At 73.2% G+C, this 19,505-nt stretch carries 22 protein-coding genes; 5 read left to right on the top strand and 17 right to left on the bottom strand.

The window, feature by feature from the left end; all coding sequences use genetic code 11:
- Nucleotides 1–40 precede the first annotated feature (40 nt).
- Genes ACIBI9_RS25855 through ACIBI9_RS25845 form a run of 3 tightly spaced genes read left to right on the top strand, consistent with a single transcriptional unit; the run spans nucleotide 41 to nucleotide 3,034 of the window.
- The gene (locus tag ACIBI9_RS25855) at nucleotides 41–898 is read left to right on the top strand and encodes an amidohydrolase family protein (protein ID WP_397225056.1); all 858 of its coding nucleotides are present in this window, start codon (nucleotides 41–43) and stop codon (nucleotides 896–898) included.
- A 31-nt stretch (nucleotides 899–929) separates the two neighbouring features.
- Entirely contained in the window at nucleotides 930–2,036 is a 1,107-nt protein-coding gene (locus tag ACIBI9_RS25850) for a Gfo/Idh/MocA family protein (protein ID WP_397225054.1), read from the top strand.
- Nucleotides 2,033–3,034 carry a LacI family DNA-binding transcriptional regulator gene (locus ACIBI9_RS25845; protein WP_397225052.1) on the top strand — a complete coding sequence of 334 codons (1,002 nt, stop codon included), beginning with the start codon at nucleotides 2,033–2,035 and terminating at the stop codon, nucleotides 3,032–3,034. Before ACIBI9_RS25850 ends, ACIBI9_RS25845 begins: the two co-directional genes overlap by 4 nt.
- Before the next feature lie 4 nt (nucleotides 3,035–3,038).
- Here the strand turns inward: ACIBI9_RS25845 and ACIBI9_RS25840 are convergent, their stop codons facing one another.
- Nucleotides 3,039–3,161, bottom strand: a complete 123-nt coding sequence (locus ACIBI9_RS25840; RefSeq protein ID WP_397225050.1) for a hypothetical protein — start codon at nucleotides 3,159–3,161, stop codon at nucleotides 3,039–3,041.
- 64 nt (nucleotides 3,162–3,225) lie between these two features.
- On the opposite strand from ACIBI9_RS25840, the gene ACIBI9_RS25835 reads away from it, so the two are divergent.
- Complete coding sequence (locus ACIBI9_RS25835; RefSeq protein ID WP_397225048.1) at nucleotides 3,226–4,200, top strand: zinc-binding alcohol dehydrogenase family protein; 975 nt, start codon at nucleotides 3,226–3,228, stop codon at nucleotides 4,198–4,200.
- Nucleotides 4,201–4,210: 10 nt separating this feature from the next.
- On the top strand, nucleotides 4,211–5,104 hold the full coding sequence (locus ACIBI9_RS25830; RefSeq protein ID WP_397225046.1) for an alpha/beta fold hydrolase: 894 nt from the start codon (nucleotides 4,211–4,213) through the stop codon (nucleotides 5,102–5,104).
- Here the strand turns inward: ACIBI9_RS25830 and ACIBI9_RS25825 are convergent.
- The 16 genes from ACIBI9_RS25825 to ACIBI9_RS25750 all read right to left on the bottom strand — a co-directional run bounded on the left by ACIBI9_RS25825 (nucleotide 5,062) and on the right by ACIBI9_RS25750 (nucleotide 19,491).
- Nucleotides 5,062–5,346, bottom strand: coding sequence for a muconolactone Delta-isomerase (locus ACIBI9_RS25825; protein WP_397225044.1), 285 nt, complete (start codon nucleotides 5,344–5,346; stop codon nucleotides 5,062–5,064). The genes ACIBI9_RS25830 and ACIBI9_RS25825 overlap by 43 nt on opposite strands.
- A gap of 65 nt (nucleotides 5,347–5,411) precedes the next feature.
- On the bottom strand, nucleotides 5,412–6,419 hold the full coding sequence (locus tag ACIBI9_RS25820; RefSeq protein WP_397225042.1) for an LLM class flavin-dependent oxidoreductase: 1,008 nt from the start codon (nucleotides 6,417–6,419) through the stop codon (nucleotides 5,412–5,414).
- Entirely contained in the window at nucleotides 6,416–7,450 is a 1,035-nt protein-coding gene (locus ACIBI9_RS25815) for a phosphotransferase family protein (protein ID WP_397225040.1), read from the bottom strand. The genes ACIBI9_RS25820 and ACIBI9_RS25815 overlap by 4 nt, the downstream gene beginning before the upstream one ends.
- Complete coding sequence (locus tag ACIBI9_RS25810; protein ID WP_397225038.1) at nucleotides 7,428–8,867, bottom strand: DHA2 family efflux MFS transporter permease subunit; 1,440 nt, start codon at nucleotides 8,865–8,867, stop codon at nucleotides 7,428–7,430. The genes ACIBI9_RS25815 and ACIBI9_RS25810 overlap by 23 nt, the downstream gene beginning before the upstream one ends.
- 96 nt (nucleotides 8,868–8,963) lie before the next feature.
- Nucleotides 8,964–9,773, bottom strand: coding sequence for a BTAD domain-containing putative transcriptional regulator (locus ACIBI9_RS25805; RefSeq protein WP_397225036.1), 810 nt, complete (start codon nucleotides 9,771–9,773; stop codon nucleotides 8,964–8,966).
- A 221-nt stretch (nucleotides 9,774–9,994) separates the two neighbouring features.
- Nucleotides 9,995–10,636 carry a TetR/AcrR family transcriptional regulator gene (locus ACIBI9_RS25800; RefSeq protein ID WP_397225034.1) on the bottom strand — a complete coding sequence of 214 codons (642 nt, stop codon included), beginning with the start codon at nucleotides 10,634–10,636 and terminating at the stop codon, nucleotides 9,995–9,997.
- Between the two features lie 64 nt (nucleotides 10,637–10,700).
- Nucleotides 10,701–11,753: an LLM class flavin-dependent oxidoreductase gene (locus tag ACIBI9_RS25795; RefSeq protein WP_397225032.1), complete on the bottom strand. Its 1,053-nt coding sequence runs from the start codon at nucleotides 11,751–11,753 to the stop codon at nucleotides 10,701–10,703.
- Complete coding sequence (locus tag ACIBI9_RS25790; RefSeq protein WP_397225030.1) at nucleotides 11,750–12,559, bottom strand: flavin reductase family protein; 810 nt, start codon at nucleotides 12,557–12,559, stop codon at nucleotides 11,750–11,752. The genes ACIBI9_RS25795 and ACIBI9_RS25790 overlap by 4 nt, the downstream gene beginning before the upstream one ends.
- Nucleotides 12,556–13,551: a methyltransferase gene (locus ACIBI9_RS25785; RefSeq protein ID WP_397225028.1), complete on the bottom strand. Its 996-nt coding sequence runs from the start codon at nucleotides 13,549–13,551 to the stop codon at nucleotides 12,556–12,558. The genes ACIBI9_RS25790 and ACIBI9_RS25785 overlap by 4 nt, the downstream gene beginning before the upstream one ends.
- The gene (locus ACIBI9_RS25780) at nucleotides 13,548–14,021 is read right to left on the bottom strand and encodes a nuclear transport factor 2 family protein (RefSeq protein WP_397225026.1); all 474 of its coding nucleotides are present in this window, start codon (nucleotides 14,019–14,021) and stop codon (nucleotides 13,548–13,550) included. Before ACIBI9_RS25780 ends, ACIBI9_RS25785 begins: the two co-directional genes overlap by 4 nt.
- Complete coding sequence (locus ACIBI9_RS25775) at nucleotides 14,021–14,950, bottom strand: aromatase/cyclase (RefSeq protein WP_397225024.1); 930 nt, start codon at nucleotides 14,948–14,950, stop codon at nucleotides 14,021–14,023. Before ACIBI9_RS25775 ends, ACIBI9_RS25780 begins: the two co-directional genes overlap by 1 nt.
- A 9-nt stretch (nucleotides 14,951–14,959) precedes the next feature.
- On the bottom strand, nucleotides 14,960–15,739 hold the full coding sequence (locus tag ACIBI9_RS25770) for an SDR family NAD(P)-dependent oxidoreductase (RefSeq protein WP_397225022.1): 780 nt from the start codon (nucleotides 15,737–15,739) through the stop codon (nucleotides 14,960–14,962).
- 9 nt (nucleotides 15,740–15,748) lie between these two features.
- Nucleotides 15,749–17,113, bottom strand: a complete 1,365-nt coding sequence (locus ACIBI9_RS25765; protein WP_397225020.1) for an acetyl/propionyl/methylcrotonyl-CoA carboxylase subunit alpha — start codon at nucleotides 17,111–17,113, stop codon at nucleotides 15,749–15,751.
- The gene (locus tag ACIBI9_RS25760; protein WP_397225018.1) at nucleotides 17,110–17,562 is read right to left on the bottom strand and encodes an acetyl-CoA carboxylase biotin carboxyl carrier protein; all 453 of its coding nucleotides are present in this window, start codon (nucleotides 17,560–17,562) and stop codon (nucleotides 17,110–17,112) included. Before ACIBI9_RS25760 ends, ACIBI9_RS25765 begins: the two co-directional genes overlap by 4 nt.
- 22 nt (nucleotides 17,563–17,584) lie before the next feature.
- The gene (locus ACIBI9_RS25755; RefSeq protein ID WP_397225016.1) at nucleotides 17,585–19,237 is read right to left on the bottom strand and encodes an acetyl-CoA carboxylase carboxyltransferase subunit alpha; all 1,653 of its coding nucleotides are present in this window, start codon (nucleotides 19,235–19,237) and stop codon (nucleotides 17,585–17,587) included.
- Nucleotides 19,234–19,491: an acyl carrier protein gene (locus ACIBI9_RS25750; protein ID WP_397225014.1), complete on the bottom strand. Its 258-nt coding sequence runs from the start codon at nucleotides 19,489–19,491 to the stop codon at nucleotides 19,234–19,236. Before ACIBI9_RS25750 ends, ACIBI9_RS25755 begins: the two co-directional genes overlap by 4 nt.
- Nucleotides 19,492–19,505: the final 14 nt, after the last annotated feature.

The following is a 19,505-nucleotide window of genomic DNA, read 5'->3' as shown; positions in this document are numbered from 1 at the left end:
TATGTGCACGCTCAAACGATTGATCACATGAGGAGGCTGGATGACCGTCGTCGACGCCCACCAGCACTTCTGGAACCTGGAGACGGGCTCGTACCCGTGGCTGACGCCGGAGCACGGGCCGATCCACCGCACGTTCGAGCCTGCGGAGCTCATCCCCCAGCTCGCGGCGGCGGGGGTCGGCCGCACGGTGCTGGTGCAGTCGATGGACTCCTACGCCGACACCGACGCCATGCTCGCGCAGGCCGGCGCGCACGACTTCATCGGCGCGGTGGTGGGGTGGGTGCCGCTGCACCGGCCCGATGAGGCGGCCGGGGCGCTGGAGCGGTACCGGCGGCATCCCAGGTTCGCGGGGGTGCGGCATCTCATCCACGACGAACCCGACCCCGACTGGGTGCTCCAGGACCCGGTGATCGAGGGGCTCGGGCTGCTGGCCGCGGCCGGGCTGCCGTTCGACGTGGTGGCGGTGCTGCCGCGGCACCTGGAGCACGTGCCGGTGCTGGCCGAGCGGGTGCCCGGGCTGCGGATGGTGATCGACCACTTGGCCAAGCCGCCGATCAAGGAGAAGGGCTGGGAGCCGTGGGCGTCCCTGCTCGCCCGCGCGGCCGAGTGCCCGGACGTGTACGCCAAGGTGTCCGGCCTCAACACGGCGGCCGACGCCGCGACGTGGACGGCCGGGGACCTGCGCCCCTACGTGGAGCACGCGCTGGAGGTGTTCGGCCCCGGGCGGCTGATGTTCGGCAGCGACTGGCCGGTGGCGCTGCTCGCCGGCGACTACGCGAAGGTGTGGCGCGAGACGAACGCCCTGCTGTCGGGTATGCCGGGATTGTCGGCCGCCGATCGCGCGGCCGTCCTCGGCGGCACCGCGACCCGCTTCTACGGCCTCCAGGAGGCGCCATGACCCGCACCCGCCACGCCCGGGAGGCCGCCGCGTGATCGACGTGTTCGCGCCCATCGCCGCCGCGGCCGACCTGTCCATCCCGGCCGCGCACCGGCTGCCCGTCGCCGTCGTCGGCGCGGGGGCCATCGTGGACGTGGCCCACCTGCCCGCCTACCGGCAGGCCGGGCTGGAGGTGACCGGCCTGTACGACCTCGACGCCCGCCGCGCCGCCGAGGTGGCCCGGCGGCACGGGATCCCCCGGACGTACGGCTCGCTCGACGAGCTGCTGGCCGACGAGCGCGCGGCCGTGGTGGACATCGCCGTCGCGCCCGGCGCGCAGCCCGGCATCGCGCGGGCGGCACTGGCGGCGGGCAAGCACCTGCTGTGCCAGAAGCCGTTCGCCCCCGACGTGGCGACCGGCCGGGGCATCGTCGACCTGGCGGCGGCCAGCGGCCTGAAGGTGGCGGTCAACCAGCAGCTCCGCTTCGACGAGGGCATCGCCGCCGCCCGGGCCATGGTGCGCGCGGGCTGGATCGGCGAGCCGACGGCGATGACGTTCACCGTGAACATCCTCACCGACTGGAGCGCCTGGGACTGGCTCGTCACCACCGACCGGCTGGAGATCGTCTACCACTCCATCCACTACCTGGACGCCATCCGCTCGATCCTGGGCGACCCCGAGCTGGTCTTCTGCACCGGCAGCCGGACGCCGGGCCAGCTCGCCCAGGGCGAGACGCGCACGATGAGCACGCTGGTCTACCCGGGTGACCTGCGGGCGCTCGTGCACGTCACGCACGAGAACCGCACGGGCGACCAGGAGGCGTCCTTCCGCGTCGACGGCACGGAGGGCGCGATCAAGGGCACGCTCGGCCTGCTGTACGACTACCCGCACGGCCGCCCCGACACCCTGGCGGTCAACAGCCGCGCGCTGCCGACGGACGGCTGGCTGCCGTACCCGGTGACCAGACGGTGGCTGCCGGACGCGGTGGCCGGGCCGATGGGCTCGCTGCTGCGGGCCGTCGCTGAGGGCGGCGAGCCGGAGACGTCCGGCGCGGACAACCTCGGCACGCTGCGCCTGCTCGACGCGCTCTACCGCTCGATGGACACCGGCGAGAGCGTACGCTGCCGCCCGGCGGACAGGGGAGGATCGTCGTCATGAAGCGTTCCCGGGTCACGCTGGCCGACGTCGCCGCGGTCGCCAAGGTCGACCGGGCGGTCGTCTCCCGCGTCGCCAACAAGGACCCCACACTCAACATCCGGCCGGAGACGCGCGAGCGGGTGCTGGCGGCGATCGAGGAGCTCGGCTACCGGCCCAACGTGGCAGCGCGGAGCCTGCGCACGTCACGGGCGCACATGTTCGGCCTGTTCATCCCCGACTTCGCCAACCCGGTCTACGCGGAGATCATCAAGGGCGCGGAGGCGGAGGCGGCCTCGCAGGGCTACGTGCTGGTCACCGGCAGCGCGTCGGGCGCGGCGCTGGGCGACTACATGGACCGGATCGGGCAGGGCCGCATCGACGGCCTGCTGCTGGCCGGGACCGGCGACGAGTCGGGGCTCATCGCGCAGCTCGACCGGGCCGCCATCCCGTGGCTCATGCTCAACAACCGCAGCAGGAGCGTCAAGCGCTACGTCATCCTCGACGACGCGGGGGCCGCCGCGCTGGCGGTGGAGCACCTCGTACGCCTGGGCCACCGCCGCATCGCCCACCTCGCGGGCCCGTCGCGCTCCGACACGGCCACGCGCAGGTCGGCGGGGTACTCGGCGGCGATGCGCGAGGCCGGGCTGCCGGAGGGGCCGATCGTGGCCGCCGACTACACGCCGGCGGGCGGGGCGGCGGCGATGGCCCGGCTGCTGGCCGCCCCCGAGCGGCCGACGGCGGTGTTCGTCGCCAACGTGGCCTCGGCCATCGGGGCGATGGAGGGCGTGCGCGCGGCCGGGCTGGAGATTCCGCGGGACGTCTCGATCGTCGCGGTGCACGACCTGGAGCTGGCCGGCTACCTCAATCCGGCGCTCACGACGGTGCGCATGCCGCTGGGCGAGCTGGGCCGGCGCGGCGTGACCCTGCTGGCCGGCCTGAAACCGGACGACACGGTGGCCGAGGTCCTGGCCGGGCCGATCGAGCTGATCCAGCGCCGATCCACCGCTCCCCCGCCGTGAGCCGTCAGGCGTCACGAGGTTCCGGCCGGTCCTGCTGCGTGAGGTGCTCGGCCGGCAGGTAGGTCGCCAGGCCGAGCAGGCGCAGGCCACGCGACAGATACCGCAGGATCGCCACTTCAAGCCCCATACCGGCCGACGGTAGGGAGGGCCGCTCGAGTCCGGCTATAGTCGCAGCCCCTAGGTTCGCAGACGTGGAGATCATCGAGATCGTTTTCCCCGAGGCGCTCGTCGCGCCGCGGCGGCTCCGTCCGTCCGCGAGCAAGCTGGAGCCGCCGGCTCCTGGACAGGTCCAGATCGGCGTGGAGGCGGCCGGGGTGTCGTTCGACGACATGCTCATGCGCCGCGGCACCTTCCCCGGGCAGCCCCGCTTCCCCTTCGTGCCGGGGCGCGACGTCGCCGGGACCGTCGTCCGGGAGGGGCCGGGCGTGACCGGCTGGGCCGGCCGGCGCGTGGCGGCGATCGTCGAGCACGGAGGCTGGGCCACGGGCGTGAACGTGCCCGCCGCGGCCGTCGTGCCCGTCCCCGACGGCCTGACCTTCGTTGAGGCCGTCTCGCTCGGCTACGCCGCCGCGCTCGCCCGGCGCATGGTGCACGACCTGGCCGGGGTCGGGGCGGGCCAGACCGTCGTCGTGCCGGGGGCGCCCGGCTGGGTGGGCACCTCGCTCGTCCAGCTCGCCGGGCTGGCCGGGGCGCGGGTCGTCGGGGTGTCGAGCACGCGGCAGCTCGCCGAGTGCGCGGACCTGGAGTTCGAGCCGGTCGACCACTGGACCGAGGACGTGCCGGCCAGGGTGGCCGCGTACGCGCCCGACGGGGTGGACGCCGTCTTCGACACCATCGGCGGCCCGAACCTGGCCGAGTCCCTGAGCATGCTCAAGCCCGGGGGCGTGCTGGTCTCCTACGGCAACTGGGCGACCCGCGACCAGCCGCGCGGCACGCACCTGGCCGACCTGGAGCGGCTGGCGGACCCGCGCGTGGTGCCGGCGTCCACCGGACTTGGGCCCGACGACCTCGCGCGCGTTTTCGCGCTCGCCGCCGAGGGCCGGTTGAGGCCGTTCGTGGCAGGTCCGTACGCGTTCGGCGAGGCGGGCAGGGCCCTGGAGGACTTCGAGAACGGCGGGCTCGTGGGCCGGGTCGTGCTCCACCGAGACTCCAGCGACCACCCGTAACGTCCGCCGCATGACGACACGTTTCACCTCATTCGACGGCACCGAGCTCGCCTACGAGACCCTGGGCGACGGCCCGCCGCTGCTGCTCGTACCCGGCGGCCCCAGGGCGTCGGCGTACCTGGAGGACCTGGGCGGGCTCGGCGCCACCAGGACGCTCATCCGCTACGACGCCCGCGGCACCGGCGAGTCGGACGTCCCCGGGGACCCGGCCACGTACGCCTACCCGTCGCTGGCCGACGACGTTGAGGCGCTGCGCGCCGAGCTCGGCCTGGAGCGGCTCGACCTGCTCGCCCACTCCAGCGGCACGGTCGTCGCGCTGGCCTATGCCGCCGCCCGGCCCGAGCGAGTGGCGCGGCTCGTGCTGGTCGGCCCGGGGCCCGACCTGTTCGGGGCGGGTGGCGAGGACATCGCGGACATCCTCGCCAAGCGGGCCGACGCGCCCTGGTACGACGAGGTCTCGGCGGCGGCCCGCGAGCTGGTGACCCTCGGGCCGGGCGCGGACCCCGAGCGCGTCTTCGACGTGCTCAGCCGCTACACCCCGGCCGGATACGGCGAGTGGGACGAGCGGCAGCGCGAGCACGCGGCCGCCCAGCTGAAGGGCTTCTCGCTGACCGCCTGGTCCGGGTTCTGGGCGGCGGGCACCGGCCCGGAGGCCGTGCTCGGACGGCTGTCCGAGGTGAGCGGGCCGGTGCTGGTGGTGACCGGGGAGCGTGACGGGCTGACGGGCGTCGTGGCCGGTGACGTCGCCGCCGGGTACTTCCCCGACGCCCGCCACATCACGCTCGGCGGCGCGGGCCACTTCCCGTGGGTGGATCGGCCCGGGCAGTTCGCCGCCGCCGTCGAGGGTTTCCTCGCCGCCGTTCAGCCGGCCGGGTCGAAGGCCTCCACCTCGGTGAGCGGGTAGACGGTGAACTTCAGGTGCGGGCTGATCGGATTGCTGTAAAGGGCGTCGAGCAGTTCCTCGTGAGAGGAGACGTCGAAGATGTTCAGCCCGCCCGACTCGCCCACCCGCACCCAGCTGTGAATGATCACACCCTTGTCGATCAGGCCTTTCATGTACGCGAAGCCCTCGGGCAGCCGTCGCATGAACTCGTCGGCGCTGATCCCGGTCGGTGTGGCGTCGTTGATGACGGCGAACAGGGCCATCTGCAACCTCGTTTCCTGTGGGGGCTTTCCTACGAACGAGGGTGCAGATGGCCGGTCGAGCGGCTCTAGAGCGTGGCTGGATCCGCCCGCGGGGCCAGGTCGAACGCCTCGGCCAGCAGCCGGTAGCAGCGCAGCCGGTCGCCGTGGTCGTGGATCATGTTCATCGCGATCAGCTCCGTCACGCCGAGCTGGTCGCGCAGGCTCTCGATGATCCCGCGCACGTGCTCGGGCGCGCCGGCGAAGTAGCGCGGCCACTCGGTGACCTCCCCCGCCAGCGGGTGCGGCCCGCGCGCCAGCTCGGCCGCGGCCTCCTCCGCCGAGGGGATGGCGCGGATGTCGCCGGCGAACAGCCTCCTGCGCACCAGCAGGTGGCTGGCCAGCAGTCGCTGTGCCTGGGCCTCGGTGTCGCCGACGTACACCCCCACGCCCACGATGAGCCGCGGGTGCGGCCCCGCGAAGGTCTTGGTGTACGCCTCGACGGCCGCGCGCGTGGACTCCGGGTTGATGAAGTGCGCGTACGCGTACGGCAGCCCGAGGCGGGCGGCGAAGACGGCGCTGCGCACGCTCGAACCGAGCAGCCACACGGGAGGCACGGACGGCACCCGCGGCATCACGGTGATCGGCGTCTGCCCGCCGGAGAAGTCCTCGTGCAGGTAGGCCAGCAGCGCCGCCAGCTTGTCGTCGAAGTCGTCGACACCGCGCGGGTCGTCCCAGCGCATGGCCCGCGCCTCGGCGGGGCTGGCGCCGCCGGCGCGGCCGATGCCCAGGTCGATGCGGCCGGGATGGAGCGCCTCCAGCACGCGGAACACCTCGGCCACCTTGAGCGGGCTGTAGTAGGGCAGCAGGACGCCGCCCGAGCCGACCCTGATGCCGGACGTCTCGGCCGCGATCCGGGGGATCAGGACCTCGGGGGCGGGACCGGCGTGGGAGGGGATGCCGTGGTGCTCGGCGACCCAGTAGCGCTCGTAGCCGAGCCGGTCGGCCAGGCGGGCCAGCTCGATCGTGTTGTGCAGGGCCTGGGCGGGAGCGGTGCCCTCCGCCACGGTGGACTGGTCGAGCACGGACAGTTTCAACCGTCGACTCCTCGGAGTGTGCGGGCGAGCAGGGCAGCGGTGTTGCGGGCGAGCGGGAACCCGGGACCCACGGTCCCGTTCGCCCGCAACAGCCTGGTGAGCCGGGCGGTGATGAGCATCAGCCGGAACCCGGCGAAGACCTCGTAATAGGGAAGATTGCGGACGGGGCGGCCGGACAGCTTCTCGTACCGGGCGACGGTCTCCTCGCGGCCCGGCAGGCCGGGCAGGCGCTCGGCGCCGATGCCCTCGCTGAGGTGCCGGTCCAGGTACAGGAACCAGGCCAGGTCGGACTCCGGGTCGCCGAGCGAGGTCATCTCCCAGTCCAGCACGGCGGCGGGCCGCCCCGAGGCGGCGAAGATCATGTTCCCGAGCCGGGCGTCACCCCACAGCAGGCTGGGGGCGGGCGGCGCGGGAGGCCGGTGCCCGCGCAGCCAGGCCAGCGCGTGGCCGGCCAGGTCGGGCTCGGCGCCGAAGAAGTCGAGGTGCCGCTCGTAGTGGTCGAGCTGCCGTTCCAGGTCGCTCGCGCCCCGGCCCGGCTGCGCGGCGAAGCCCAGGCCGGAGGCGTCGAGACGGTGCACCCGCCACAGCGTCTCGACGCCCGCCCACCACAGCCGGGCCCTGTCCTCCTCCGGCAGGTCGGCGACCCAGCCCTCCCGGTGGTAGGAGGGCAGGTCGGCCGGGGTCCGGCCGTCGACGTGGTCCATGACGAAGAACGGCCCGTCGAGCACGGCGGGGTCGTCCTCGTACCCGTGGACGGCGGGCACCGGCACGCCTGAGCCGTCGCCGAGCAGCTTCATGAGCCGGAACTCGACGTCCAGCCTGGCCCGCGGATACAGGCGGTGGCCCGGCCCGGCCACGCGGGCGACGAGCCGCCGCCGATCCCCGCCGGCCCAGGACGCCTCGAAGATCAGCGTCTCGGTGGAGAAGCCGGAGCCGGGGATCGAGACGGGGCCCACGTCGGGCCTGCCCGGCAGCCACGCGCGCAGCCGCGCCCGGGTCAGCTCGGGATCACGCTGGTGAGGGACTGGCATCGGGTGATTCCGCCGGTTGAGGGGGCGGCGCGGCCGGCAGCCCGGCCGTCCGCGGCATGAGCAGGGAGGTCAGCACCGCCAGCACCGCGAAGCCGCCGCCGATGAGGAACGCCGTGCCGTAGCCGTCGACCAGGGCCTGCGCCGAGGCGCCCGAACGGGTGGCGGCGATGGTGGCCAGCACGGCGAGCCCCACGGCGCCGCCCACCTGGCGGGTGGTGTTGATCATGCCGGAGGCGAGGCCGGTCTCGCGCGGCTCGACGCCGGTCATGGCCGCGAAGCCGATCGGCATCATGGCCACGCCGGTGCCGAAGGTGACCAGCATCATCGGCACGAGCAGGTGCGTCACGAACGAGCCCTGCACCGGGATGAACGACAGCCACACCAGCCCGGCCACGACGAGCACCGGCCCGAAGATCACCAGCGGGCGCAGCCCGGCCTTCTTCATCAGCGCGGGGCCGCTGTAGGCGCCGATCGTCATCACCGCCGCCCCGGGCAGGAAGGCCAGGCCCGCGGCGAGCGGGGTGTAGTGCAGCACGTTCTGCATGTAGAGGGACAGGAAGTAGAAGTGGGCGATGACGGCGCAGCCGAGCCAGAACATCGTCAGGTTGGCCACGGTCACCGACCGGGTCCTGAAGAAGCGCAGCGGCATCAGCGGCTCGCGGGCCACCCGCTCCTCGTGGAAGAGGAACCAGCCCAGCAGCACCACGCCGCCGATCAGCGGGATCAGCGTGCCGGCCGCGCCCCAGCCCTCGCCGGTGGTGTTCACGACCCCGTACGCCACCGCGATCAGCCCGGCGGTGACCAGCAGCGAGCCCAGCAGGTCCAGGCGCGGCCGCTCCCCCTCGGCCCGGCTTTCCCCCAGCAGCAGGTACGCCGCCACGATGGCGAGCACGCCGATCGGCACGTTCACCCAGAGGATCCAGCGCCAGTCGATGAGGTCGGTGAGCACGCCGCCGAGCACGGACCCGAGCGCCGCGCCGCCGCCGGCGACCGCGCTCCACGCGGCCATGGCCTTGGCCCGCGCGCCGTCGGTGAAGGTCGTGGTGACGAGGGTGAGGGTGGCGGGCGACAGGATGGCGCCGCCCAGGCCCTGGACCGAGCGGGCGATCACCAGGACGGCGGGGTCCTGGGCGACCGCGCCGGCCAGGCTGGCCAGCGTGAACAGGGCCAGCCCCGCGACGAACACGCGGCGGCGGCCGAACAGGTCGGCGGCCCGGCCGCCCAGCAGCAGGAATCCGCAGTAGGTCAGGGCGTAGGAGTTGACCACCCACTGCAGGCCGACCTCGGAGAAGCCCAGGTCGGCGCGGATGGCGGGTAAGGCGACGTTCACGATCGAGACGTCGAGCACCACCATGAGCTGGCCGAGGCAGAGCAGCGTCAGCACGGCCCATCCCGGTGCGTGCTTTGGCACGGACATGACGGAGTGCACCTCCATAATTTGGACTACTAGTCCAAAGTATTAGTCAGTTGCGTCCAAGCCGTCAACGGACCTCTCCCCTCTCCGGGGCCAGGGCTAGATCAGGCTGTAGATCGCCGGCGGAGTCTCGGCGACGGGAGCCTCCAGGCAGGGGTCGGCGGACAGCACCGCCTCGTGCAGGCGCTGCAACGGCGGCGACGGGCTGAGCCCGAGTTCGTCGGCCAGCACCCGGCGGATCCGGTGGAAGACCTGCAGGGCGTCGACCTGGCGCCCCGAGCGGTAGAGGGCCAGCATGAACTGCGCGTGCAGGCTCTCGTGCAGCGGCTGGCGGCGGGTCAGCACGCTGAGCTCACTGAGCAGTTCCTGGTGCCGGCCGAGCCGCAGGTCCGCCTCGATGCGCTGCTGGAGCACGCCGAGCCGGCTCTCCTCGAGCCCGGCGAGCTGGATGTTGAGCAACGGCCCCGGTTGCACGTCCGACAGCGCCGAGCCGCGCCAGAGCGACAGGGCTCCGCGCAGCACGCGCGCCGCCGTCCGGTCGTCCCCCACGGCCAGCGCGGTCTGGCCCTGGCGGACCTTGTCGTTGTAGATCGCGAGGTCCAGTTCGCCTTCGCGGGTCACGATGCCGTACCCGCGGTCGCGGGTGATCAGCCGCTCGGTGCTCGCCAGGCACGGCGCGGCGCCGGTGCGCAGGAAGCGCCGTAATTGCATGACGTACGTCTGCAGAGTGGCCACGGCGCTGGCGGGCGGGTCATATTCCCACAGCTCCTCGACGCATTCCGAGACAGAAACGAGCTGATTGGCGTTGAGCAGTAAGAGGGCCAGGAGTTTGCGCTGTTTCGGCGCGGTCGGCATGCTCGCCGCCTCGTCCGCCGAAATGAAAAGAGGGCCCAGAATTCCGAAACGCACGATGCTCTCCCCGTGTGTGCGCGGCGCGATTGAGAATGGCGGCCATCGCTCCCGGAGTCGCTCGCACATCGTTACCCCGAGTGCAGCTAGCACGCATGATATGACATTAGCCCGTAATACCTACATGTCAAGTAGGAAATATTTCCTCTATGTTACTCAGCGATATCGGGGGGTGACGGAGTCCGGGCGGCTCTAAGACACGGGTTAATGTGCTTGATTATTCAATTTTGCGCGCGGTATGCGCGCAGAAAGAGGTCGGCTGCCGACCGTGACAGTTTCTCCATCTGCTCCTCGGTGAGGGGCTGGGCCCCGTAGTTCGACTGCTGCTGGCCCGGGAACGACAGCAGCGCGACGAAATGCGATGCGGCTTCCTCCGGGTCGGGCACGTCGAGGACGCCTTGGACAGTGAGCAGGGCCAGGCGCAGGGTCAGCCACTCGACGACCCTGGGGATCGTCCCCCTGCCCTGGCCGCCTCCCCCGCACCTGTCGTTGAGCTCCGGATGCCGGGCGGCCTCGGCGATCAGCAGGCGGCGCATCGCGGAGATGCGCTCGTCGAGGACCACCCGCAGCAGCTCGGTGCCCAGCGTGGTGAGGTCGCGCTTGAGATGCTCCGGGGAGCGCAGCAGGGAGTCGTCGACCACCGACTGCGCGTCGGCCTCCGCCCTGGCCGCCTCGACCACGGCCAGGAAGAGCCGCTGCTTGTCGCCGAAGTGGTTGTAGACCGTCTGCTTCGACACGCCCGCGTCCGCCGCGATCTTGTCGATGCTCGCGCCGCCGTATCCTTCCTGGATGAAGGCCTCCTGCGCCGCCCGCATCACCGCGGCCCGCTTGGCGGGCAACCCCCTCGGAACCTCGCCGCCCACGGTCCCTCCCTGCTCGCGTTATAGACTCCCTAGTCTAACTGAATAGGCGGTTTGTATAAATAAACTACCTCGCGGCGGGCAGCACGTGCGCGGCGAACAACCTCAGAGTTCGCTCGGACTCCGCCGGCGGCGGATTGCCGGAGATCACCTGCAGGCTGATCGACACGTCGCCGAACCTGCCGCGGATCCCCGCGAGCGTGGCCAGCACCTCGTCCGGGTCGCCGACCAGCACCTTCCCCTCGGCGAGCTGGCGGCCGAAGTCGCTGGAGGCCACCTTCTCGGCGATCTTCTCGTAGCCCCGGTAGCCCTCGCTGCGGGTGGTCGCCCACGAGGCCACCGCCTCGGCCATGACCTGGTTGGTGCGCTCGCTGTAGACGCGCCCGAGCCGCCTGGCCTCGGCCGAGTCCTCGGCGAGGTAGCAGTTGTAGGTCATCTGGACCGGCCCCTGGCCCTCGTGGCCCGCCTCGGCCCACGCCTTGCGGTAGAGGGTCAGGAGCTCCTGCACGGCCTCCGGCTTGTGGATGGAGGGCACCATCATCAGTCCGTAACCCTTCTCCCCCGCCGCCACGCACGACTCGGGCGAGATGGCCGTGGCCACCAGGATCGGCGGCCTGGGCCGCTGGTGCGGCCTGGGCAGCAGCGTGACCGGGCCGAACCGGTGGAACCGGCCCTCGAAGACCACGTCCTCCTCCGACCACAGCCGCCGGCACGCCTCGACGCCCTCGTCGAACCGCGGCCTGCTCTCGTCCAGGGGGATCTCGAACGCCTCGAACTCCTCCGGCAGGAACGCCCGGCCGAACCCCACGTCGAGCCGGCCGCCCGAGAGGTTGTCCAGCATGGCCAGCTTGCCCGCCAGCTTCACCGGATGCGTGAACGCGGGGATCACCGCGCCCGTGACCAGCCGGATCCGGCTCGTCCGCGCCGCCACCGCGGCCAGGAACGTCACCGGGTCGGGGCTGTATCCGCCGTAGCGGGCGAAGTAGTGCTCGATGGTCTTGACGTGGTCGAACCCGAGCTCCTCCGCCAGCGACGCCAGGCGTAGCGCCTCCTCGAAGTACCGGGCCGCGCTCTTGTCGGCGGGGCCCACCGTGGGGAAGAAATTGACGCCGAATCTCACAACAGACTCCTGTACTCGCCGTTCCGGTACACCAGGGGCGGCCGGTCGTGGACGTCGCCGGACTCGACCAGTCCCAGCAGGATCCAGTGGTCGCCGGCCTCGATGACCTCGACGAGGCGGCAGCCGGCGTGCGCGACCACGTCCTGCGCCAGCAGCGGGGCGCCGTTCGCGGGCGAGGGCGTCCAGCGCAGGCCCGCGAACTTGTCCTCGCCCTTGCCCGCGAACCTGGCCGCCAGCTCGTGGCGGCCCTCGGCCAGGAAGTTGACCGCGAACGCGCCCGAGCGGCGCAGCGCGGGCAGCGAGCGGGCCTGGCGGTCCACGCAGACCAGCAGGAGAGGCGGGCGCAGCGAGACCGCGGTGACGGCGTTGCAGGTCAGGCCGCGCGGGACGGAGTCGCGGTCCAGGACGGTCACCACGGCCACCGCCGTCGGCAGCGCCCCGAAGATCGCCCTGAACCGGCCCGCGTCCACCCCCGCGCCCGCCTCGCCGTAACGCCCCGCCGCACCCGCACCGTCGGACGGCACACCCACCCCTTCGGACGGCACACCCGCCCTTCCGGACGGCGCGCGCCTCCCATCGGCAGGGCGGCCCCTCCCCTTGGCGAGGCGGCTCGTCCCCTCGGAGGACCCGCGCGCGCCGTTGGGCGAGGCCTCCGTGCCATGGGAAACCGCGCCGAGCGGCCCGGCGTCGTGGGGAGCCGCCCCCGATGACAGGGCGGCTCGGGGGTCGGGGCCGTGGGGAGCCGCGTCCGGCGGAAGGGGGGTGCGGGGGTCGGGGCCGTGGCGGGCGGCGTGGCCGATCGTCATCGGGGCGCCTTCCTGGCCACGACGAGCGTGCTCGACGGGGTGAGCGGCCCGGCCGTGACCGAGGCGAACCCCGCCTCGAACAGCCACCCGCGCAGGTCGGCCACCGGGTACTCGGCGCCCCCGTCCGACCAGACCAGCATGTTGAGGCTGGCCAGCGCGACCGGCAGCCGGGGCCGCCGCTCGTCGGTCATCGGGTCGTAGACGAACACCTGCCCGCCCGGCCGCAGCGCGTCGAACGCCTTGCTCAGCAGCTCGCGGCGGCGCTCCACCGGCCAGTTGTGCAGCACGTGCCCGAAGATCAGCGCGTCCGCCTCCGGCAGCGGGTCGGCGAAGAAGTCGCCGGCCACGAAGCGCACCTGCTCGCCGAGCCCCAGCGACGCCATGTGCGCGTCGAACGCGGGCCGAAGCGCGGGCAGGTCGAACACGCTCGCCTCCAGCCCGGGATGGGCCCGTACGAGCTGGGCGGCCAGGTTGCCGCGGGCGCCGCCCACGTCCACGAACGAGCCGAGCCTGCGCCAGCCGCCCAGCCGGGCGAGGGCCGCGCCGATGGGCCGGTTCAGCACGTCCATGGCCGCCAGGAAGCCGTCCCGCTCGGCCGGGTCGGTGTAGAGGGAGCCGTACGGGTCGCCGGGCCGGACGGGCCGGCCGGTGCGCAGGCTCCCGGTGAGTTCGCGCCAGGCGGGATGCAGCACGCCGTCCAGGAACGACAGGAACCCGCCCAGGTAGTCGGGCCGCCCGGCCACCAGGTACGCCTCGGCCGCCTCCGCCGGACGGTAGCGGCCCGACTCGCGTACCAGCAGGTCGAGCGCCACCAGCGCGGACAGCAGGTCGCGGGTGGCGGGCGGGTGCAGCCCGAGCTTGCCCGCCAGCTCGTCCGCGGACAGCGGCTCGGCGGACAGCGCGCCGAACACGCCCAGTTCGACCGCCGAGAACAGCACCTGTGCCGCGCGGACGCCCGACGCGACCCGCAGCACCGCCTCGGGACCGCTCACGAGTCCGTCCCCCGATCATCCCGGACGCTGTCGAAGTTGTCGTGGTGGACGAACCGGTAGGCGACCAGCCAGCTGTCTCCGTCGGGCACCAGCACGTCCTCGCAGAACGTGCTCAGGTGCAGCGACGCCTCGCCGCCCACCGGGGTGTCCACGACGATGGCGTAGTAGCGGGCGCGCACGGTGCCGTCGCCGCCGTGGTCCACGCTCAGCATGCCGAGCCAGTGCCGCCGGGTCAGGCCCCGACGCCTGATCACGCCGACGTGGTGGGTCATGCGCTCGGCGAGCACGGCGCGGCCCTTGCGGCCCTCGGGCCTGGTGTCCTGGGCGAACACCCCGTCCTCGGTGAACGTGGCGGCCCAGCCGGCGGAGTCGCCCTCGTCGAGGAGCTGCATCTGCCGGTTGAGGAAGTGGTGGACGGACTGGAAGTGCTCGTGGGCGGGGCGGGCGGTGGTCAGTGACTGCTGGGTCATCACAGGTTCCTCTCCGCGTGGTCCTTGGCGTGGCGCATGGTGGTGGCGCTGTTGTGGCTGAGCGCGTCGCGTACGTACTCGCGGGCGTCGGCGATGCCGGCGGCCGGGCCGAGCACGGGGGCGATGGCGTCGGGGTTGAGCACGACGGTGTGCCGGGAGGTGACCGTGGAGCCGGTCTCGGTGTCGGCGAAGCGCCATTCGCCGGTGTGCACGGTCAGCAGCTTCGGCAGGCGCAGCTGCTTGTAGACGATCCTGCCGGTGGGGAAGACCAGCCTGATCGACTCGGTGGTGTGGGTGGAGCCGTCCGGCGCGAGGGTGTCCATGGCCAGGCGCTGCACGCCGGGCGCGGGCTCGGTGAGCTCGACCCTGGCCACGTGCGGGAGCCGGTCGGGCCAGTGCTCGGCCTCGTCGATGAACGCGTACAGGTCCCTGGCCTTGCCCGACACCTCGACGGTGTCCTCGAACGACATCGTCAGCTCGTCGGACCGGGCATGCTCGGCCCGGCCCTTCAGCGCCGACAGCTCGGCCTGGCTGTTGCGGTCGACGGCCTCCTCGATCCAGGCCACGTGGGCGTCGCTGACCGCCTGGTAGTCGTGCTCCAGGGTGATCGCGGTCAGGCCGTCGCCGACCGGCCTGATCACCCAGGTGCCTCCCATGGCGGCCACCGGATGCTGCGACACCTCCTGCCGGAAGTGGATGCGCAGCGCCTCCGGGTCGAGGCGGCGGCGGGAGGTCCACTTCTTGACCTCGCCGTTGGCCGTCGCCCAGATCCTGATCCGCTCCTCCTGCCCGTCGCGCCCCACGACCTCGGCGTGCACGGTCGGCGGGAACACCGCGGGCCAGGCCGCCACGTCCGCGACCAGCTCGTACACCCTCGAGGCCGGGGCGGCCACGGTGATCTCGTGGACGGCGTGATGTGTTGTCGCCACTGCTTTCTCCTAGTAGTTGCCGAGTCCGCCGCAGACGTTGATCGCCTGGGCGGTGATCGGGGCGGCCGCGTCCGTGACCAGGTAGCCGACCATGGCCGCCACCTCGTCCGGCTCCGAGTAGCGGCCGAGCGGGATCTTCGCGTTGAACCGCTCCAGCACGTCGTCCTCGGTGGTGTGCCACACCTCGGCGTAGCCGCGCCGGACCCGGGCCGCCATGGGGGTCTCGACGTAGCCGGGGCAGACCGCGTTGACCGTGATGCCGGTCTTGGCCAGCTCCAGGCCGAGCGCCTTGGTGAAACCGACGACGCCGTGCTTGGAGGCCGAGTACGGCGCGCCGAGCACGACGCCCTGTTTGCCGCCGGTCGAGGCGATGTTGACGATCCGCCCCCAACCGCGCTCGCGCATACCGCCCTCCTTGAGCACGGCGCGCGAGACCCAGAACACGCTGTCGAGGTTGGTGCGGATGACGTCGAGCCACATCTCGTCGGCGATGTCGGCGGTGGGCCCGCCGCCGCTGCGGCCCGCGTTGTTGACCACGATGCCGATGGGGCCGTACCGGGCGACGGCGGCCCTGACGAACTCGCCCACGGACGCGGGGTCGCGCACGTCGGCGGCGACGCCGTCCACCTCGTGGCCCTGCTCGCGCAGATCCTTGACGGTGAGCGCGACCGTGTCCGCGCTGCGCGCGCAGATGAACACCGGATGGCCCTGCGCCGCCAGGAACCGGGCGACGGCCAGCCCGATGCCGCTGGTCGCGCCGGTCACCACGGCGGGGATTGCCTTGGACATGGAACCTCCCTAAGCGGCCCGGTCCCGGGCCATGAGATCGTCGACGAAACGCGTCGTGTGCTCGCCGCTGACGAACTCGGGGCTGGCCAGCAGCCGCCGCAGCAGCGGGATCGTGGTGGCGACGCCGGCGCCCTCCACCTTGAACTCGGCCAGCGCCCGGTCGGCGCGGGCGATGGCCTCGTCCCTGGTGGGCGCCCAGGCCACGAGCTTGGCGATCAGCGGGTCGTACGCGGCGGGCACGGTGCCGCCCTGCACGAACCCGGAGTCCACCCGGATGCCGGGGCCGCCGGGCGGGCGGAACGTACGCAGCGCGCCCGGAGTGGGGCGGAACCCGGCGTCGGGGTCCTCGGCGTTGACCCGGCACTCGATGGCCGCGCCGCGCGGCGCCACGTCCGCCTGCGCGAAGGCCAGCGGCTCGCCGGAGGCGACCAGGATCTGCTGCCTGACCAGGTCGATCCCGGTGAGCATCTCGGTGACCGGGTGCTCGACCTGGATCCTGGCGTTGAACTCCATGAACGCGACCGCGCCCGAGCCGTCCACGAGGAACTCCATCGTGCCCGCGCCGGTGTAGCCGACCGCGCGGGCGCCGGCCACCGCGTACGCGCCGAGCTCCTCCCGCAGCCCGCCGGGCAGGCGCGGCGAGGGCGACTCCTCGACCAGCTTCTGGTTGCGACGCTGCAACGAGCAGTCGCGCTCGCCCAGGTGCACCGCCCCGCCGTGGCCGTCGCAGAGCACCTGCACCTCGACGTGCCTGGTACGGGTCAGGTAGCGCTCGACGTACACCTCGCCGTTGCCGAACACCTGCCTGGCCAGCGCGGTCGTCTCCCGGTACGCCTGCCGCAGCCCGGCCCGGTCGGCCGCGACCGCGATGCCCCGGCCGCCCCCGCCCGCCGCGGCCTTGACGACGACCGGGTAGCCGATCGCGGCGGCGACCTCCTCGGCCTCGGCGACGCCGGAGACCGTGCCGTCGCTGCCGGGCAGCACCGGCAGGCCGGCGGCCGCCATCAGCGCCCTGACCTCGGCCTTGTCGCCGAGCGAGGCCATCACGTCCGGGCGCGGCCCGATGAACACCAGGCCGTGGTCGGCGCACACCTGGGCGAAGTCGGGGTCCTCCGACAGGAACCCGTAGCCGGGGTGGACGGCCTCCGCGCCGGTGCGCAGCGCCGCCTCGATCAGCGAGGGCATGTAGAGATAGCTGCGGCGGGCGGGCGGCGGGCCGATGAGCACGGCCTCGTCGGCGAACTCCACGACCGGCGAGTCACGGTCGGCGGTGGAGTAGACGGCGATCACCCTGATGCCCATCTCGCGGCAGGTGCGGGCCACCCGCAGGGCGATCTCGCCGCGGTTGGCGATCAGCACGCTGGAGACGGTCATGGCAGCTCCGTGCGGAGCAGCACGAGCTGCTGCCCGAACTCGACCGGGGTGCCGTTCTCCACGAGCACCTCGACCACCTCGCCCGGGCGGGGGGCGGCGATGGGGTTCATCAGCTTCATCGCCTCGACGACGCCGAGCGTCTGCCCCTCCTCCACCCGGTCCCCGGGCTTCACGTACGGCTCCGCGCCCGGCTCGGGGGCGACGTAGAAGGTGCCGACGACCGGGGCGACCGCTGCCTCGAAACCCGCCTCGAAGCCCGGCTCGCCCGGCGCCTGGTCCGGCTCCCGCGGCTGGTCGGGGGCCTCGGTCCTGGCCCAGGTGAGCTCCACCTCGTAGTCGCCCGTCCGCAGGGACACGCTGGCCAGCGGCCCGGGCAGGGAGCGCACCAGGCTGGTCAGCTCGCAGGACAGCTCGCCGAGCGTCGGCCGTTCCCGCTGCTCGCCGCTCATGACGCCTCTCCCAGCGACCCGGTCATGACGCCGCTCCCAGCCTGCGGAAGCGGTCGTGGCGCTGGCGGCGGAGCTCGTCGGGTGTCCAACCGCGCAGCTCCGCCAGCGCCGCCCGGACGGCCGCGCCGAGCCGGGCGGACGCCTCGGCGCCGTCGGCCTGCGCGCCGCCGGGCGGCTCGGGCACGATCGCGTCGGCCACGCCGAGCCGTACCAGCTCGGCGGCGCCGACCCGGAGCGCGGCGGCCATCTCGGGGCCCCTGGACGGGTCGCCGTACAGGATGGTCGAGCAGCTCTCCGGGCTGATCACCGAGTAGCAGGCGTTCTCCAGCATCAGCACCCGGTTGGCCACCGCGAGGGCGAGCGCGCCGCCGCTGCCGCCCTCGCCGGTGACGGCCGCGACCACGGGCACGCCCAGCTCGGACATGACGGCGATCGACTCGGCCACCGCCCACGCCTGGCCGCGCTGCTCCGCGCCGACGCCGGGCGCGGCGCCCTGCGTGTCCACGAACGTCACCACCGGCAGGCCGAGGCGGTCGGCGAGCGCCATGAGCCGGGCCGCCTTGCGGTAGCCCTCGGGCTGCGGCATGCCGAAGTTGCGGGCCACCAGCTCGGCCGTGTCGTGGCCCTTCTGGTGGCCGATCAGCATGACTCCGGTGCCGCCGAGCGAGCCGATGCCGCCCACGACGGCCGGGTCGTCCCCGTACGCGCGGTCGCCGTGCAGCTCGACGAAGTCGTCGCAGATGCGGTGGATGTGGTCCAGGGCGGTCGGCCTGGCGATGTCCCTGGCCAGCCGGAGCGTCTCCCACGGATCACCGGCGCCCGCCGGCGCCCCGGGTGCGGGCACCGGCAGGGCGGCGTCCGGTGGGGCGGGCTCCGGTGGGACCGGGTCGAGCAGGGCCAGGAGCCGGGCCAGCAGCGGGCGGATGGCCTCGCGCGACTCGACGCGGTCGACGAGCCCGCGGGCGGACAGGTCCGCCGCGCTCTGGAAGCCCTCCGGCAGCGCCTCGCGGGTGGCCGCCGCGATGACCCGCGGCCCGGCGAACCCGATCCTGGCGCCCCGCTCGGCCACCAGCACGTCGGCCAGCGTCGCGAACGACGCCGTCACACCCCCGAACGTGGGGTCGGTCAGCACGCACACCGACAGCACCCCCGCCTTGCGCAGCCGCCGCATCGCCCGCGCCGTCTTGGCCAGCTGCATGAGCGACAGCGCGCCCTCCTGCATGCGCGCCCCGCCCGAGGCCGCCACGACCACCAGCGGCACGCGGGACGACAGCGCCTCCTCCGCCGCGGCCGTCACCGCCTCGCCCACGGCGGTGCCCATGCTGCCGCCCATGAAGGTGAAGTCCATGGCGGCCACGATCACCGGGCGCCCGCCGATCGCCGCCCGGCCGACGCACGCCGCGTCCTCCCTGCCGGTACGGCGGCGGGCCCGCGCGAGCTGATCGCGGTAGCCGGCGAAGTCCAGCGGGTCGTCCGGCCCGGCCCGGTAGACCAGGGGCGCGAACGACGCCGGATCCACCAGCAGCCGCAGCCGGTCGGCCGCGCCGACGCGGTGATGGTGCCCGCAGTCGGGGCAGACGCGCTGCGCCCGTTCCAGCCGCGGGCCGTACACCGTCGAGCCGCACCCGCCGCACTGCTCCCAGTGCCCGGCTCTGACCTCGGCTTCCACGCTCATGGAGCCGCCACGGCCGCGTTGATCTGGGCGAGGAACTCGCGCGGGGTGTCGGCGCCGGCGATGTCGTCGCCGACCTTCACCCCGAAGTCGCGCTCGATCAGGCTGGCCGTCTCCAGCAGGGCGATGGAGTCGTAGCCCAGCTCCTCGAACCTGACGTCGACGATGTCGCCGTCCAGGTCCGCCACGTCACTGTCGCCCGCGGCCACCCGCAGCAGGCGCTTGAGGTCGTCGATCGTCAGATCGCGCTCGGGCATCCTATGTTCCTTTC

The organism is Nonomuraea sp. NPDC050451, from assembly GCF_044458585.1.
This window is presented reverse-complemented; position numbering and strand designations above follow the sequence as displayed.